Consider the following 18,301-nt stretch of genomic DNA (forward strand, 5'->3'; position numbering starts at 1 on the left):
CTAAACATCCATCCGTTAAATCAGTTAAATCCTGTACACTGCTTAGTTGCCGAACTTCTTATTTCGCCAATTCTCGATCGATGGCAGCGATCAGTTCGGGCGAATCGGGGCCAACACTACTGCGGAATCTGGCAACCACTTCACCCTGTTTGCTAACTAAGAATTTCTCAAAATTCCAGGAAACCTCACCCTTGGGCTCGACTGCACTCGTAAGCTTAGCGTACAGCGGGTGCTGCTGAGTGCCTTTAGCGCGTACTTTGTCAAATAATTCAAAGGTGACGCCGTATTTTGTAGTACAGAAATTGACGATTTCTGGATTACTTCCGGGTTCTTGACCTCCGAAGTCGTTGCAGGGAAATCCTAAAACACGGAGTCCAGCCGCGCTGTACTTCTGGCTTAATTCTTCGAGTCCTTTGTATTGAGGTGTATAGCCACATTTGGAAGCTACATTAACTATCAAGAGTACCTGGCCAGCGTACTCTCCTAGCTGCTTGTCTTCGCCTGCGATCGTTTTTACTTTAATGTCGGAGATTGTGCTGGGCATTTTCAAATACTTTTAAATTTGACCACCACAATTTTACCGCAAGTCGCTACAATTTTGTCTAGAGGTCGATCGCTAAAAATTTCCATATCCCGGTCGGGGCGGGTTGACGGATATCGGGCTTATATTATAGATATTGGTAAACCCGCCACTACCAAAATTACGGTTAATTTACCGAACATGATCTTAGTAGATGGCGGTGAACTTTCTCCCCAGCACGAATCGCCACAGTCCGTTCTTAGATTTAAGTTTCTCGCTAATAGCTAAAATCTAGACCGAAAAGGACGAATATTTTAACTCTCTGAGTGGTGTTCCGTCATCCATTTTTGGTAAGTATCCTCAAGTTGCTTGTCTTCGAGAACGAGTTCTAGGCGGACTTTGACGCAACCGTGACGGGGTTGAGAGGCGATCGAATTTAAGATTTTGCTAGCTTTCTGCACAGAGGTAAATTCAGCCTTAACTGTCGGTTCTTGGCGATCGCTCTTAATCTCCGTCAAATCTATACCGGTGATGTTTCCCTCGCCTAAATCTATTTCTGCCAACACCTTCGGATCGTCGCCGACTTGTTCGACAATCAGCTTTTCCCACTGGATAGGTACTTGTACCATCCGAGTTTCAATTTCTTTACGTACTATGACTTCGCCGACTTTGCGCTTGCTGCGATTGATCACCAATCGTTCTTCTAGCAGGCGAATTACTTCTCGATCGACAATATCCAAGTTTTCCTCATCCCGATCGGTCTCCCAATTTGCATCAGTGCGATCGGCATCTGTTAGATTTGACATAACTGTTGAGGGATTTGTTAATTCACGGTTGCTAAATTCATTATCCGGTTCCGAGGGATTTTCTAAATACGGATGCTCGCCATTTGCCGAAACTACGGGCAGCAGATCGACTTGAGCCGAATTAATAGTTACAAACAGCGCTTTTTGGTGATAATCCACTTTCTTGAGCAGCTTAACACTTAATAAAAAAATGCGGGGATTTTCGCTGCCTAGCCCGGTCACGACAAAGTTTAACTGACCGTTAGCATCAAAATAGACATCTTTAACTTTGCCGACCAAATGACCTTGGTTGTCTTTGACGGTAAAACTTTTTAGCTTAGTTCTGACTTTTTCAGGTACCCGGTTGAGACGGGTTATTGATTTGGCAGTTGCTATTTTTTCTGCTGATGCTTGACCGTTCATTTTTTAAACTTTCCTGCTTAGGGATTTTTATTATGAATTGGTAAGGGGAAATTGGTAAAGGCGGGGAAAGTGCATAAACGTTGCCAAAACTAGACAAGTTTTGTACCCCCCCCGCCAATCACATAGGAATTGCGCGATCGCCACCAATTCAATCAAACCTGCGCGGTGACAGAATTATGTCATTAAGGCGCAATTCCTATGCAATAGCTGTTGCGGTTGGTTTAGATCTTTTTATTTTTATTATCTACAACCGCAGTGCCATCAGTCTTAACGTCTAATTCTTCACGACGCAAGGTTTCTTCGCCCTCAACCGTGCTGCGAACAACTTCTTTTCTGACGTTGACTTCTTCCCGGACGAAAGCTTCCTTGTGAATGTCGGCCGTTTCTTCGTAGACTTCCATGCGTGCAACTTCCCCTGATTGGAAGTCAGCCTCACCGACTGAAACTACTCGACCCGCTTCTACCGGGGTTACTCGATCGATTACAACTCGTTCTTTTTCAATGGGTACTGAAGCTCGCGCTGTTTCAGTTTCCACGCGCTTGCCAACTGCTACTTCGCCTGTTTTTGCGCGGTGTTTGTTAGCAATCAAGCGTTCTTCATAAAGCTTGAGATTTTGGTGCTGCTGTTCGTTGGTTTCGTAGAGGGGGCGATCCATATCGTAGCTGTAGCTGCTGCGATCGTAGCTAGCAGGAGTTGCAGTGCGGGCCGCGGCAGTGTCTTGATTGCGGTAGACGCCTCTTACCTGTTCTTCGCGATCGTAATCTAATGGTTCTAATTCATTGTAAGCTGGCAATTGTTCTGCTTGAGCTTTGTTGCGAAGACCTGTGGCGTGGACGCGACGGGCGCCGTAGTCGAAGCGAGCCGAGCCGATTGGCAACAATACTTTTTTGCCAAAAATCCAAATACCGGTATCAATTACCAGATAGCGAAAACGACCACTGTCATCAACCAAAGCGTCATAAACCGTGCCTACTTTTTCATCCGAGTCGCCAGCATAAACATCAAATCCCTTGATGTCGTCTCCAGCAAAGATTTCTTCCTGATAATTAGGATAAAAGTCTGCTAATTTTTGAAGTGCCATGTGTTTTTCCTCTTTGTTCTACTTAATTTAATAGTAGAAATTAATTCGTTCAGTTCCCTCTCCCTAAAGTCAGAAGTGTATCATTTAGGTTGTTTAATCCTATAGGAATACTACGGCATCTCTTCTTCTGTGCTAGCGCGCTCAGCTATTTTAAAGATTGTAAAACTATAAAATCGTCAATCTTATAACAAGTTTTAAAACTGAAAGCCAACCGTAGGAAAACGGCATTGCGGTGTCCTACTCCCCCTGCTGGACACTCCTTTGCGCTGTGCCTACTGTTAATAATTGTTAACTAGGTAGTGACAAATCAACATTACATAGTAGTACACAAATCTCAAAGCCCCTCATCTTGTAGGAGAGGGCAGGGCTGTTTTATTCTCACGGAAATCATGGTTTTGTAGGGGTAGCGCCCCCGTGCCTACCCCCTCCACGGACGTGGGGAAATCATGGTTTTGTAGGGGTAGCGCCCCCGTGCCTACCCCCTCCACGGATGAAGGGAAATCATCGTTTTGTAGGGGTAGCGCCCCCGTGCCTACCCCCTCCACGGACGTGGGGAATCGGTGTTTCAAATATCGGGGCAACCACGGGGGGTTTGCCCCTACGGATAATGAAACAGCCGTGTAGGAGAGGGGCTTCGGGAAAGCTAGAAATTTTAAGTTCAGAGTTGATTGAATTGAGTTCTGATAGCTTCTATCCGTTTGCGGTTAACTCCCAAATCCGACTGTCCCAGACGCGAAGCCGATCGCACATGGATCACTTTCGCTCCATCATCTACCAAAAATTCAACGTCATCAACAAACCCCATCAAAGCACTGGTGAACTCCGCATACAGGTAATTATCAGTTGCCGTGATAATTTTAGTTTTGCCATAGGACTCGATCGCCCCTTTGAGCTTTACCATCGCTTCACTCTGGGACGAAGTGTATGCCAAAGGCTCAATTTTGTGTTCGGCATCTTGACTGAAGCTGCTGACGCAGTTGGGGGAACTCGGGCACGCTGCGAGTTTTCCTGACTGAATTCCGATATTGGCAGGTCTAGTTCCAGCAAACATTGTTTTTTCTCCGGGTAGAGCGATAAAAGTAGCGATCGACAGTACCGCTACTGCTAGCAGTGATATTAAAATAACTAGGACTCTTTTCAACGCTGTCGGCGATTTTGTTTCAACTGTTTGCAAAGGATTAGCCCTCCTGAAAGTATAAATGCGGTCTACCTTTCATATTAATTGAAATTTACATCATAAACTTAAAAAGATTTCTTTTGTTCTTCAATTAACCAGTAAGTCAGCATCTTTCCTTTGCCTTTGATCGGGATATGACCCCGTTCTTCCAAAACAAACTGCTCTTTCAAACGCTCGTAAGTCGCCTCCGTCACTTGAATTTTACCAGGCAATCCGTTCGACTCCATGCGTGAAGCAACATTAACAGTATCGCCCCACAAATCATAGCTAAATTTACTAATCCCAATAATTCCAGCCACCACCGAACCGCTGTGAATTCCGAGCCTCAATTGAAAATTTTCTCCCATTTTGGCATTAAACCTCCCCAAAGCTGCCTGCATCTCCAAAGCTAAAAGTGCGATCGCCGAGGAGTGATCCTCCCGCGGCGTCGGCAAACCCCCAACCACCATGTAAGCATCCCCAATCGTCTTAATCTTTTCCAACCCGTGCAATTCAGACAACCTATCGAACTCCGAAAAAATCCCATTCAAAATTTCTACCAACTGCGTCGGACTTTTGTGAGCCGAAAACTCTGTAAAACCCACCAAATCAGCAAACAAGACGCTCACCTCATCAAAATGCTCCGCTATCAACTTTTGCTCTTTTTGCAAACGATCCGCAATAGGTTTCGGTAAAATATTCAGCAGCAATTTTTCTGTTTGCTCTTGCTGCACTTTCAGAGCTGCTTCAGCTTGTTTGCGCTGAATCAACGAACCGAGCTGCGTAGCAACCGCGCTCACTAATTCCAACAAGCGCGGCTGACAATTCAGAACTTTCTCGCGATAAAAAATCAAAATAGCTAACACTTGGTTTTCCGCCAAAATTGGCACCCCAAAAGCCGCTTTCAATCCCACACTCAGCGCAATTTTAGCTCTTAAAAAAACTTGTTCCGGTGCAGTAGAAACATCATCTATCCATTCAGACTGCTGCGACTGCCAAATCCTACCCGGAAGTCCCACACCGGGAGCAAAAATCAACTCCCAACTTGTTTGTTGGAATTGGGCAAAACTGGAGTCACTGACGTACCTACCTGTAGCGCATTTTAAAAAACCCTCACTGCAAGGAATCCAAGCTTCGCCCAGATTCCATTCAATAGTTTTGCAAATTAAACCTAAGATCACATCTATAGCCGACTCAAAATCTTCAGATTTGCTAATAGCTTGTGTAGCCTGCAGCAGCAATCTTGTTTCCATTTCCACCTGGTGGCGTTCAGCGATTTCCTGGTGCAACTGGATATTTTGATCGGTCAATTTTTGATTTTTTTCTTGCAATTGCATTTGCAATGAACGCACAGTAAGTTGATTGCTGACTCGTGCCAATACTTCTTTCACCTGAAAAGGTTTAGTTATATAATCCGAGCCGCCCACTTCAAAAGCTTTGGCTTTATTTATTCCTTCTTCCAGCGCACTCAGGAAAATGATGGGAATTTCCCGAAATTGCAATTGGGATTTTAATTTTTTACATAGTTCGTACCCGTCAATATCCGGCATCATAATATCGAGCAAAATCAAATCTGGCGCGCTAGATTGAATAGCATCTAACGCCGAAAAACCATTAGTAACTGGTCGAACTTTATAGCCATTTTTTTGCAAAATTCTAATTAACAAACGCAGATTATCTGGTGTATCGTCAACTACTAAAATATCCGCTTGATGGTTTTCAGTTTGTTCCGCCTTCATCTGCATTATCTGATTCCTCCGCCTCGGCAATTAAATTGAGAATTTTCTGGTAATCAAAATTATCGAGATGACCCTGGAGGATTTCCGCCAATTCAGGATGAGGCCTCCTTATTTCGTCGATTGTCCTGACAATTAAGTCAAAATCAGCACTGCGGATTACCTGCTTCATGTTGTCTATCCATTCTGCGGGAAGTATGGGTAAATAAGCAAGCGCAGCATTAGAGAGCGAGTCAGATAAATTATTTGGATCGCCTATTGAGATAAAGTCCGTTGAGTTAGAGTAGAGATACCTCACCCCCAAATGTTTGGTGATGGCATCAAATATATCGGTTTTGCGGAAAGGTTTGCTAATAAAATCGTCGCAGCCGACCAATAAAGCAAACGCTTGCCTTCCTTCAATTGTACTAGCTGTCAAAGCAATAATCTTCGGAATCGGGGATTCGGGATCGGAAATATTCATTTCCCCCTCTTGCTCTCTCTGCTTGATTCTAGTCTTAATTTGTTTAGTAGCTTCGTAGCCGTCCATCACCGGCATTCGCACATCCATCAAAATTAAGTGCGGATGCCAATTTTCCCACATTTCTATTGCTTCCTGGCCGTTGGTGGCTTCTTCCACCCCGAAACCTAAAGGAGAAAGCATTTTGACTAAAAGTTGGCGGTTGTCTTCGCGATCGTCCACAATTAAAATCCGGTAGCACGGTTGATTGGGTTCCAAACCACTCACTTCGCGGTTAAGTTCCGGATCGGGAAGCTCAGCAGCATCAACGGCACCCACTGGAATTTCAAATTTAAAAGTAGTGCCGAGTTCCAGTTGACTTTCTACGACAATTTCGCCTCCCATCAGGCGGACAAATTGACGACTGATCTTCAATCCTAAACCCGTGCCTTTCTGATTTTTTTGACCGGAAGCTGTTTGCACAAAAGCATTAAAAATGCTGCCCAATTCTTCAGGAGCAATGCCAACTCCTGTATCTTCAATTTCAAATAGAAGAAAAAAACCAGGCACAGTTGAACCCTCAGCCTCATCGCTCCATTCAACCTTTGCAAAATCACTGCTAGTTCTCGAAAATTCCCGAATACTTCTTGTGGTATCAAAGCAAGCTGTAGAACTATCCAGTAAATCCAGAAAACCCGATTTTTCTAACTTGATAACTCTTAAGATGATTTCGCCTGTTTGGGTAAACTTAATCGCATTACTCAGAAGATTAATCAACACTTGCCGCAGTTTAATATCATCGGTTCGCACGTACTGAGGAACGTCAGCATCGCGCTGAAAATGCAACTGCAATTCTTGATTATGTACCCGCAGTTGAAACATATCTTGCAAATCGTCAAGCAAGCGGTAGATGTCGAAGTTTTTCGGGTTAAGTGTCATCCGCCCCGCTTCGATTTTTGACAAGTCTAAGACTTCATTGATCAAGGTAAGCAAGTGTTCGCCACTACGGCGAATAATTCTCATATTTTCTCGGTTTTCGACAGTAAGATCCGGACTGGGTTCCATGATTTGTGCAAAGCCGAGTATAGAATTGAGAGGGGTGCGTAACTCGTGGCTCATATTGGCGAGAAACGTGCTTTTAGCTTTGTTTGCTGCTTCAGCAGCTAATGCAGCTTGTTGCAGTTGTTCTGTACGTTCGTCAATTTGGGCTTCTAAGGTGTGGTGGTAATCTGCTAGTATTTTTTCCGCTTGTTTGCGATCGCTAATATCTTGAAAAGCTGCGATCGCATAAACAATATTTCCGCTAGCGTCAAAAATCGGCGTGGTATTGATCTCGATCGCAATTCTTGTGCCATCTTGACGGATTTCTACATCGTCAACCTTGACAGATTCTCCTTTCAGTGCGCGCAAAATTGGCAGATTATCCGGCGGGTACAGCTCATCAGTATTGGCAACATAAAGTTGATAAGTCGCAGCTAATTGTCCCGCAGTGCTTTCCGGGATAGTGTCTGCACCCAGTAAATCCCGCGCTGCCTGGTTGAAATAGGCGATCGAGCCATCGGGATGATAAACAGATACCCCCACTGGTAAAGCTTCTAAAAATTGACTCAGGCGCTTTTCACTCGCAGACAGCGCCTCATTTACTAGCTTTAACTCCTCGTTTACTTCTTGGCGCTTATGAATTTCATCTGTTAACTTTTGATCTTGTAAATAACTGTGAACTGCTTCTACTACTGTTAATTTTAAGTCTTCATTTTGCCAAGGTTTAGGGATATAACGGTACAATTTAGCATACTTAATAGCATTGCTCAGGGCTTCCAAATCAGCTTGCCCCGTTAGCATAATAGTCAGCGTCTCCGGCGAGCTTTCGTGAATTCTTCTGAGCAGTTCATCCCCTTTAATATCCGGCATGATATAATCGGAAAGCACCAAAGCAATCTCGTATTCATCTGCCTGCAAATCTGCCAGCAACTCTAAGGCATCAGCCCCACCTTCAGCGGTTTCAATTATACACCGATCGCCGATCGCCTTTTTCAGTTCAATCTTTAAACTGTTCAAAACATCAGGTTCATCATCAATACAAACAATCACAGGTTTTTTCATAACTTAGCCAGCCCAGATTTTATAGTCTCTATTAAGTCTTTGCTTTGCCAGGGTTTGTACAAACAACAGTATAAATCTGCTTTTTCTACTGCCCGCTGAACAGCCGCTGCATCCGCTTGTCCAGTCAACATCACTTTAATAATTTTAGGATATTTTTGGTGAACTTTAATTAAAAGTTCGTCACCTTTGATTCCCGGCATCAGCCAATCAGAAACCACCACAATCACCTGAGCTTTTTCTTGAAAGTCCTCCAGTAAATCTAAAGCTTCATCACCACTTTCAGCTAATTCATAAAAGTAATCATTTTTAAATTCCTTCTTTAGCTGAATCTTGAGAGTATTCAAAATATCTGGTTCATCATCAACGCAAAGAATTATAGGCCTATTCATCTTTTCCTCTTTGCTTAAATTTTAGTAGGTTTACCGACATGACTTGCTTTTACATTGCTTTTAGATTATTGATTTTGGGAAAGAATCCAGGATATCTGTCCCCTACCTTATTTTAATAGGACTTCCGAAGATTAACCCGGTTTCTTGTAATAAATCTTGTATTTGTCAGCGAGACAGCAATGAATGTCAATCGACTTGAGATTTTAGATTTTAGATTAAACAATTGAAGCATTGACCCCACGGATCAATTCGGGTGGCAAGTTTCATCGGATACAGTTTTTTTATTTCTGGGTCATGAGTCTGCGAAGGAATGAGTCCGGGGGCTTGCATCCTGGATGCTTTCGGTCATAGGGAATCTGCCCCCTACAGGTAAGTTTTGTTTAATAAATTGGCAGCGAGACGGTAAAAGTTGTCTGCCCCGGTACAGAATCTACAGCAATTGTTCCTCCGTGTTTTGCCACAATTTTTCTCACAATATCCAATCCCAAACCGCTACCTTCGCCCGCAGATTTAGTCGTAAAAAACGGCTGAAAAATTTTGGTAATAACTTCTGAGGGAATACCTTTGCCGTTATCAGTAAACGTGAGGAAAATATTTGCCTCTTGCTGCCGAGTTTCAATTGTTAAAGTACCCTTATAATCCATTGCTTGCAGGGCATTATGAACGAGATTAGTCCAAGCTTGATTTAAGTCATCGGGATAGCACATGATTTGGGGTAAATCTCCATAGTTTTTAACTACTTCTATACCGTGTTTTAGCTGATTTTGATAAAGGGTTAATACCGTTTCAATGCCATCATGCAAGTTCGCCTGGACTTTTTCTGGTTTGCTATCAAAATGAGCGTAGGTTTTTAAGGCAAATACTACTTTTCCCGACTTCGCTGTCGCTCTTTGTATCAGGCTAATACTTTTTTTAAAGCTTGCAAACTGGTAAGCACTATTTAACACTACTTCCCAATCCGGTGATTTAAAAAGCGGCAAAAACTCTTCTATTTTTTCGTAGATTTCCATGTCAACTAATGTATCCGCAATTTCCTCGGAGTTTTCAACAGCTTCTGCCATCAAATCCGCCGCCAACTGCTGCTTAAATTTGCGTTTCTCTCGGCTGGTGAATAAAACTTCTTGATGGGTTCCTCTGTACAGTAAAGCTAAAAAATAAGCTTTGCTTTCGTCAGAAAGTTGTTGATAAGTTTCTGGAAAACTTTCTAAAAAAACGTCAGAAAAATTAGCTATATTATTAATAGAGGAACCTATAATTCCCAGGGGTGTATTGATTTCGTGAGCAATGCCGGCAATCAGTTGTCCCAGGGCTGCCATTTTTTCCGATTGAATCAAATGCTCTTGGGTGGCTTGCAGTTCGTGCAGCGCCGCTGCTAAATCTTGATTTTTTTCTTGCAAAGTTTGTTGGAGTGAACAAATTTTTAAATGAGTTTCTATCCGGGCTAAAACTTCTTCAACCTGAAACGGTTTAGTAATAAAGTCAACTCCCCCAACTGCAAAAGCTTTAACTTTATCCAGCACGTCATTGATCGCACTAATAAAAATAACAGGAATGTCTTTGGTTATTTCAGAAGCTTTGAGTTGCTGGCAAACTTGATAGCCATCCATTTCCGGCATCATAATATCCAGCAGCACTAGATCCGGAGGTATTTTTTGAGCTGCTGACAATGCTAGCTTGCCATTGGGTACGGGGCGAACTTGATAGCCTTTTTCGCTCAAAATTCCTGCCAGCAGCCGCAGGTTTTCTGGCGTATCGTCCACTACTAAAATATTAGCTCGATTGGTTGTAAGTGAAGTTGAAGTCATCTGGTATTTACTGTTTCTCGCTGAGTTCGATTATGTTCAAAATTCTGTCATATTCAAAATTATTAATGCAATCTTGAAGCTTGGCCGCAAGAGAGGGATTGACAGTGCCGATTTGTGCGATCGAACTAGCGATCGCCTCCATGTCCACACTCAAAATACTTTGCTTGAATTGGGCCATCCAATCTGGAGAAAGAGAGGCGAAAGCCTCCGGTATCAGCACCTCCTGACTTGACTCCTCTACACCTGTGGCACTTACTGCCGTTGGATCTTCATAAATATAGCGTACTCCTAAATGTTTCCCCATTGCCACAAAGATATCCTCCTCTCGGAACGGTTTCCGCATAAAATCATCGCAACCCGCCGAAAGAATCACCGCCCGTTCTTCCTCCAAAACGCTAGCAGTTAGGGCCACAATCGCCGTTGCTTGCCCCCCAGTTGTAGTTTTAATCTGTTTCGTTGCCTCATAGCCGTCCATTACAGGCATTCTCATGTCCATCCAAATCAGATGCGGTTCCCACTCCCTAAAAATATCAACCGCTTCTTTACCGTTATTCGCTTCTCTCAACTCAAATCCGAGTGGACTGAGAAGTTTTACTAACAGTTGGCGATTCAATGGTTTGTCGTCCACAATTAGCAAGCGATAACTCGGCTGATTCGGTTCGAGGGCAACAACTCGACGTTGAGTTTTTTTGCTTTCAATCTCACTACCTTCAACCAAATGAACTTGGATATCAAACTGAAATACTGCACCCTTTCCGATCTCGCTGCTAACCGTAATTTCACCTCCCATTAATTGCACGAACTGGCGGCTAATAGCTAAACCTAAACCCGTTCCTTCCTGAGAATCTTTACCTGTTTTCGTCTGCACGAATGCTTCAAATAACTGATTGATTTCCTCAGCAGCAATGCCTGCACCAGTATCTTGAACTTCAAAATGCAGCCAGTAGTGGCCGGGCAATTGGTCAGTGCTGTTTTTATGTATATTCCGCCTTCCTGCTTTGACTTGCATCGACACTCCCCCTTCTGAAGTAAATTTAATTGCATTATTGAGCAAATTAATTAAGACTTGCCGCAATTTAACTTCATCAGTACAAATGTAATGGGGAACTTCTGCATCCCTGTCGAATATTAATTGCAAACCTTTTTGCTCAGCTTTGAGAGCAAACATATCTTCTAAATCGTCGATTAGTTGGTACAAATCGAAGCTTTTTGAATTAATAGTAGTGCGTCCGGCTTCAATTTTTGATAAGTCTAAAACTTGGTTAATTAAAGTCAGTAAATGTTCGCCACTCCGCAGGATAATTCCGACATCTTCTTGATTTTCCTGAGACAAAGTTTTACTGCGAAGCATGACTTGAGCAAAACCGATGACCGCGTTCAGGGGCGATCGCAATTCGTGGCTCATATTGGCGAGAAAGGTACTCTTCGCTTTGTTTGCTGCTTCGGCCGCTTCTTTCGCCTGCTGCATTTTGATTTCCGCTTGTTTGCTATCAGTAATGTCTTTAATAAAGCCTTCGTAGTAAAGCAGATTTCCTGCTTCATCGCAGACAGCGCGACAATTTTCCGAAATCCAGATTATGCTGCCATCTTTGCGGTAAATTTCCGATTCAAAGTTTGATAGTATTCCGTCCTCGTTCATCAGCGCAGCAAATTCATCGCGGCGGTTGGGTTTCACATAAAGCTGGTTATGGAAATTCGGCTGTACTGCTATTAAATCTGCTGGCGAGTCGTAACCGTAGATGTTAGCTAAAGCGGGGTTAGCGCTGATGTATTTCCCGTCAATAGCAGTTTGAAAAATTCCATTCAAAGCATTTTCATAAATATTGCGGTACTTTTCTTCTGCTTCCCGGAGTGCAGTTTCGGCTTTTTGGCGCTCGGTAATATCGCTAGAAATCGACAAAAAACAAGCTTCTCCGTCAATATTGATGGTTTCTATAGACAGTAGTGCCGTTCTTTCTGTACCATTTTTATTGCGAAACCTCAGCTCATAATTGTGAATAGCCGTCTTATTTTTCAACATTTGAATCATGCGATCGCGCTCTCCCAAACTCGCCCAAAAATTGAGTTCTACCGCAGTTTTGCCAATGATTTCTTCGTGACTGTACCCCATCATCCGACAAAAGCTTTCATTGGCTTCTATATGACGACCATCGCTGATTCTAGTCAGGGTAATCGCATTAGGGCTTAAACGGAAAGCTTTAGAAAACTTTTCTTGTGCTTTGGCAAAATCGGCGGTACGTTCGGCAACTTGCACTGCCAAATTGTCGTTGTATTCCTTTAATACTTTCTCCGCTAGTTTGCGTTCTGTAATATCTTGAAAAGCGCACATCCCGTAGATAACATTTCCTTGAGCGTCATAAATAGGAGTTCCCCAAACTTGCAGGGGAACAGTTTTGTCAGTCGAGGTGATTTCAAGGTCATCAACTGTTACACTCTTACCCTGCAAAGCATTTAAAATTGGGTCGCGTTCTGCCGGGTAAATTTCCTGAGTCCCAGCTAAATAAACTCGGTAGGATTGACGTAAAGTTTCGGAATCGGCTGGTACAATTCCTTGAGCTAACAATTGCTCTCCAGTAGGATTAATGTAGTGAGGTTGACCGTTGGGATCGGCAATAAAAATTCCTAGCGGTACTGCATTTAAAAATTGTTTTACTCGGTTTTCGCTTTCCGAGAGAGAAGTAAATGAATGCTGCAATTGCTCGGCCATGCTGTTAAAAGCAGTGGCAAGTTCTCCGAGTTCATCTTCGCGATTCAGAGTGAGCTTTGTATCCCATTCATTCCGCGCCAAAGCTTTCGCGGCAGCATTCAATCTTAAAATCGGCTGAATTACCCATTTAGCAGTAAGAATTCCCAGAATTGTCGCCCCCAGCAATGCTGCAAGCGACAGTAAAAAAGTCGTGCGCGTGTTGAGGTTAATTTGCTCCATAAAGTCAGACTCTGGCACAACTACGACAATCAGCCAATCCAACCCTCGATCGTCTTTAAAAGGAGCTACCTGAATAAAATTTCGCTGGCCATCAACATCAAAAGTAAGTTGTTGAGAATTATTAATTTTAGCTAAGCTATCGTAGGATTTATCTAAATGTTGTGCAGTTTGGCGAATTACCGGATTTTCGCTTTCTGAAGCTTTAATGCGCCTTGTTTCTTTACCTTCCACCACGAATTCTGGACTCGCCGTAGAAGTAGCAATTAACATCCCCGATCGCTCCATGACAAAAGTTTGTCCTGATTTGCCAATTTTGAGGCTAACGAGAAATTCTTTGATGCGGGAAAACAGCAAATCGCTGCCAGCTACGCCTAACAATTTGCCAGCGTCGTCGTAGATAGGCAAAGCAGCCGTAATTGCCAGTTCCCTAGTCAAAAAATCTGTATAAATTGGAGTCCAAATAGGTTTTTTTGCCGCAGCCGCTGCTATGTACCAAGGGCGAGTTCGCGGGTCATAAATATCGGGTGAAATTTGCACTAATTGAACGCGGTTTCCCTGAGAGTCCGCAGTATATCGAGCTAATTTATTGTCAGTAGAGATGTCAGCAGCCGATATCAAAATCCCATCTTTAGTGCGGATTGCTCCAGAGTGTTCTCCATTTTCTTTGCCTGTGTAAATGATACTGATAGAATCAAAATATTGAATTTGTTCTAGAAAATGATGTTCTAGTTTTTGCTTGTCTTCTAGGTTCAATTGCCCCAGTTTTATGCCTTGAAGGTTCAGGTAATTTACAATGTGGGGAATTGACATATAATGTTCCATGCGGTCTTTGATGCGATCGCTAATTTCTCCCCGCAACTGAGCAGCAACATCGTTGACTGCCCGCTGACCGTTTTGGAAAGAGAGCCAACCTACAACTCCTACCGTGCCGACAATTTGCACTAAAAAAGGAACCACAAGCACCGTTTGTAATGGAACTTTGCCGATAAATTTTGTAGCTAAACGATTGAGGGGTTTAGGAAACATATTCATCCTAAAAGTAGTGAAAATGGGCATTTTAAATTAGTAGATGTTAAAATCTTGGGTCGAGAGACGAGCGAGGAATATAAAATCCGGTTAATCACTCATCGTCAAATTGTTTTAACTGGACCTTTAAGAGTTTTCAGGACTTCCGTCCTCACTAAGTAGGTGCAAACTTATATCTGGCACCATTCTCAATTAGCCTTTTAGGAACAGGCTTTTCGGCCTGTTCCACAAGAAAAATTATCTTTTGTGGAACGGGCCCCAGAGCCCGTTCTTGAGAATGGTGCAAGATGTGAGTGCAAATAAACATTACATGGTTCGGGCGGGTGAGAGGACTCATCTACTCGCTGCGATCGTGGATCTTAGCTCAATCCTCCCTGATAAGATACTATGGTTATTTTGTGATGACCTACTTAGGATCGCGAATTAAATAATTGACACTCTTGAAAGTGGGGAGTAGAGGTTGGGCCTAAGAGCCCGCCCTTTATGGACGGGCGGGACGCCCATCCCACAAGAACCATGACGCATTGTAAGTTATTTAATTCTCATTCCTTACAAACTTACAGTTCGCGATCGCACTCCGACCCAAGACAGCGGGTTTCGGCTTCGCTCAACCACCGGGTTTTTTACTGCATCTGCGGGATTGAACGAAGTATGACTGTGAAAAAAACAAGGTGAGGATTACCCGTGGATCGCGAACTAACTTAATTAGAGTACGATCGCCCAAATGTTAGCACGATCGCACTATCCAGAGCAGCAAACACCCCAAAAATCTGTATTTACCTGCGATTCAACTCCATCCTTTCGCCGTAACGTAAAAGCATATCCAAACTCTCCAAACGATTCTGCCAAGTTTGTACCTGATAGCTATTTTCCGCAGAATGCAAGCGCATCGAAGATTGAAACTGAGATTGAAAACTCCCCAACAATCTTTTAGCAGTTGCTAAACTTTCTCTAGAAGGATTTGCCGCCAACTTGCTCAAAGCTTGCGCCAATTCATCCGCCCGACTTTGCAAAACCTTCAGTTCAGATTCCGACACCCGCAACTCATTGTTAGCTAACAAAAAACTCCATTCCTGCTTGAGAGCAGTATACCGCGAAGCCGCCGCTGCAAACGGCTGTCGGTAAGGAATGGGCTCTGCAGCAGAAGTAGAACGCACTGGCGGGCCTTGAGTGCGGTTAAAAAACCCCTGCATCGCGCTGCTGATACTTTCCACAGCAAAAATAGCATAGCCCCCAGTCGGTAAATCGCGCAAAGCTTGAATTTGGTCGATCGCCACAACTTCCGGGAGAGTCAACAACTTAACCGAGGGAGAAATCAAAGCCGAACCCAGAATTTGTTCATTTACCAAGGGTTCAGTGATGCGTTGAAGTCGGTTCGTATCCAAAGCATAAGTCATCGGCACAATCAAATCTACAATGCCCTGACGAGCCCAAACTTCCCAATTTTGCTGAATTTTGTAAATCCGCTGACTTTCCGGGTGCGGAAACACCGCCACCGACAGAATTGTGCGCGGATAATTCTGCCGCAAAAGCTGAGAAACTTCAGCTACAAAACTATTAATTTGATTAGTTTTAAACTCAACCCACTGCCGCCACAAACTGCCGTTTCTGGGGGAAATATTCACCGGGTCTGCACCAGTCAACTGCCTAAATTGCTGCCTCGCCGCAATACCGTAACCGTAAGTAAAGTTCGCATTATCATCTTGAAAAGGATAGCGAATATAGTCTAATTGCACTCCATCTACTTTGTAGTTATTGGCAATTTCGCTGACTATTTGTAGCAAATAATTCCGCGCTTCCGGGTTTGCCGGATCGAGATAAAATTTACCATCGTTAGGATTTTGCGTGCGTCCTTTATTGTCAATATTTGCCCACTGTGGATGAGCGGAAAGCACCGGGCCGGGATAAGAACTAGGCTGGCCAATTAAAGTATTGTGGCGCTTATTTCCTGTGGCAAAAACCCAGACCCAAGCGTGCAGTTCCATGCCTCGCTCGTGGGCTAATTTAACTGCCGATGCCAGCGGGTCCCAGCCAACTGTTAGGGGATTTTGTTGCGGTGCAACTTGACTGGGATAAATGGTATATCCGGCATTCAATGTTTCAAAGAAAACAGTATTGATACCTGCGGCGGCGAGTCGATCGAACACTGCCGCCAAACCCTGTTCAGATCGTGCTGCGACGATCGTCCCCCGATCGAGCCAAACCGCCCGAATTTCCGCCCCAACCCGCTGTCCTTCCTTCGGGTAATTTTCCCACAGCAACTGCCGCGCTTCCACCCACTGCTTTCTCGCCTCCGCGTAGTTTTGCTGTTGCAGCAGTTGGTCAAAAGTTTGCAAAACCTGCCGCGCCTGGGCGATCGCCCGTACCCTGATCGCTTGCAGAACAGGGGGGCGACTGGCTGCTGGGCCGCCTCCGCCCTGTTCTGCAGCCAGCAGTTGAGGGGAGGTAGCAGCATTGAGATTGATGGCGGTATTGGCTGAATTAGATGCTGTCAGGGCGCTTTCAAACCGGCCGAGGAGGTTGGTGAGTTCTTGGCGCATCAAGTACGCTTCAATGCTGACGATCGGCTTATTGGAATTGGGCTGCACGTCCAAACCCGCCGGCGCCGACTGATCCGAAGGGTCTGTAAAAGTTGCAGGTACTGAATCGGGAAGCGAGCCAGAGGGAGAAAGTCGGCTCAGCGGGGTAGTACGCGGCAAACTAGGGCTGTTTCTAGTGACTCTGGAGGGGGGGGTTGGCAGTGGGGTCGCGGCAGCAGTGGGCGGCGCGGAGGGCCCAGAAGCGATTGTGCCTCCCCAGCGGGCGATCGAGGCTTGGAGCCAAGCCTTATCTACATTTGCCGAACCGTCGCTACCCCAACGCCAGCCAAGGTAGGTAGCGCGATCCGTGGCGATGGCTGCGGAGGAACCGGAACTATCTTTCCAAGTAGCAATAGTTTGACTGTTTGCATCAGCCGGAATCAAGACACCGCCTTGGACTGAGGCATTTTTTTGTTCGGGTGGCACCCAATTGCTAGAAGTAGTGCAAGCCAGATCCCGACAGCGGCTGCGCGGTTGCGGAGTCGCCGGTTGGGTTAACGGAAAAGCCCAATAGGCCCCAAGGAGCGATCGCAAAGATTGGCGCACCAAGGCTGGGGAACTGCGGCCGACGGGGCCCGAAGCAATCAAGCGGCCGCCCTGGGATGCCCAAGCTTCTAAAACTTTAATTTGTGCCGGACTCAAAGTTTCAATGTTGGGCAAAAACAGCACGTTAACGCCTGTTAAATCCCCCAAATTTTTGATTTCTTCGAGATTGATTGGTTTGTAAGCAATGCCACTTTCCCAGAGGCGCGTGGTAATCTTTACCCAGTCGGGAGAATTCTCGGAACTGCGAACTACGCCCAGAACTACTTCTGCGAAACTCGGAGAGGGAAATAGGATGAAGAGATGGAGTAATGTACTCGCTAGAGTGCCAATTAGGACTCTTTGCAAGAAAGTGAAAAAGCGAGTTTTTTTAGCCTGGGAGCAGGCATCAGGCAGTCGATCGGGCTTTTTGATTTGTTGCATCATAAAATAGGAGAATTACCCAGCGCACCGCTAAAGAAAAATTTAATAACAATTAAGAGCGATCGAGCGATTTTAGATTTTAGATTTTAGATTTGGGATTTGGGATTTGGGATTTGGGATTTAAATCTGGGTCTATTCCTCATGACAGTTGACAGTTGACTGTTTGAATATTTGGACATTTGAACAATACCGATGCCACCGGAAACGATTTTAGATTAAAATCTGGGTGCATTTGGGTTGAAAAACCAAAAATACAATTTAGATGCCGCACAGCTTAGGAATGAGAATTAAATAACTTGCATTTGTTGTAGGTTGGGTTGAGGAACGAAACCCAACAATCAAGCGTGGCGTTGGGCGGAGCGAAGC

At 44.4% G+C, this 18,301-nt stretch carries 11 protein-coding genes; 1 reads left to right on the forward strand and 10 read right to left on the reverse strand.

Features of this window, described 5'->3' with window-relative positions:
• Positions 1-58 precede the first annotated feature (58 nt).
• On the reverse strand, positions 59-544 hold the full coding sequence (locus QT984_RS13810) for a glutathione peroxidase (RefSeq protein WP_333161383.1): 486 nt from the start codon (positions 542-544) through the stop codon (positions 59-61).
• A gap of 18 nt (positions 545-562) precedes the next feature.
• On the opposite strand from QT984_RS13810, the gene QT984_RS13815 reads away from it, so the two are divergent.
• On the forward strand, positions 563-808 hold the full coding sequence (locus QT984_RS13815) for a hypothetical protein (RefSeq protein WP_333262597.1): 246 nt from the start codon (positions 563-565) through the stop codon (positions 806-808).
• Between the two features lie 26 nt (positions 809-834).
• On the opposite strand, the gene QT984_RS13820 is transcribed toward QT984_RS13815, so the two are convergent.
• From QT984_RS13820 to QT984_RS13860, 9 genes are all read right to left on the reverse strand, one after another.
• The gene (locus QT984_RS13820) at positions 835-1,728 is read right to left on the reverse strand and encodes a DUF2382 domain-containing protein (protein ID WP_333374198.1); all 894 of its coding nucleotides are present in this window, start codon (positions 1,726-1,728) and stop codon (positions 835-837) included.
• A gap of 221 nt (positions 1,729-1,949) precedes the next feature.
• Complete coding sequence (locus QT984_RS13825) at positions 1,950-2,810, reverse strand: DUF2382 domain-containing protein (RefSeq protein WP_333374200.1); 861 nt, start codon at positions 2,808-2,810, stop codon at positions 1,950-1,952.
• 658 nt (positions 2,811-3,468) lie between these two features.
• On the reverse strand, positions 3,469-3,984 hold the full coding sequence (locus QT984_RS13830; protein WP_333210579.1) for a DUF1499 domain-containing protein: 516 nt from the start codon (positions 3,982-3,984) through the stop codon (positions 3,469-3,471).
• Positions 3,985-4,052: 68 nt separating this feature from the next.
• Positions 4,053-5,711 (reverse strand): adenylate/guanylate cyclase domain-containing protein, encoded by a 1,659-nt coding sequence (locus QT984_RS13835; RefSeq protein ID WP_333233414.1) that lies wholly within the window; start codon positions 5,709-5,711, stop codon positions 4,053-4,055.
• Positions 5,686-8,244, reverse strand: a complete 2,559-nt coding sequence (locus QT984_RS13840) for a response regulator (protein ID WP_333374203.1) — start codon at positions 8,242-8,244, stop codon at positions 5,686-5,688. Before QT984_RS13840 ends, QT984_RS13835 begins: the two co-directional genes overlap by 26 nt.
• Complete coding sequence (locus tag QT984_RS13845; protein WP_333374205.1) at positions 8,241-8,633, reverse strand: response regulator; 393 nt, start codon at positions 8,631-8,633, stop codon at positions 8,241-8,243. The genes QT984_RS13840 and QT984_RS13845 overlap by 4 nt, the downstream gene beginning before the upstream one ends.
• Before the next feature lie 380 nt (positions 8,634-9,013).
• Positions 9,014-10,438, reverse strand: a complete 1,425-nt coding sequence (locus QT984_RS13850; protein ID WP_333374207.1) for a response regulator — start codon at positions 10,436-10,438, stop codon at positions 9,014-9,016.
• Between the two features lie 7 nt (positions 10,439-10,445).
• On the reverse strand, positions 10,446-14,390 hold the full coding sequence (locus tag QT984_RS13855) for a PAS domain S-box protein (protein WP_333314716.1): 3,945 nt from the start codon (positions 14,388-14,390) through the stop codon (positions 10,446-10,448).
• Positions 14,391-15,166: 776 nt separating this feature from the next.
• The gene (locus tag QT984_RS13860; RefSeq protein ID WP_445300720.1) at positions 15,167-17,935 is read right to left on the reverse strand and encodes a family 10 glycosylhydrolase; all 2,769 of its coding nucleotides are present in this window, start codon (positions 17,933-17,935) and stop codon (positions 15,167-15,169) included.
• Positions 17,936-18,301 lie beyond the last annotated feature (366 nt).

The organism is Microcoleus sp. Z1_B2, assembly GCF_036700325.1.
Lineage (GTDB): Bacteria > Cyanobacteriota > Cyanobacteriia > Cyanobacteriales > Microcoleaceae > Microcoleus.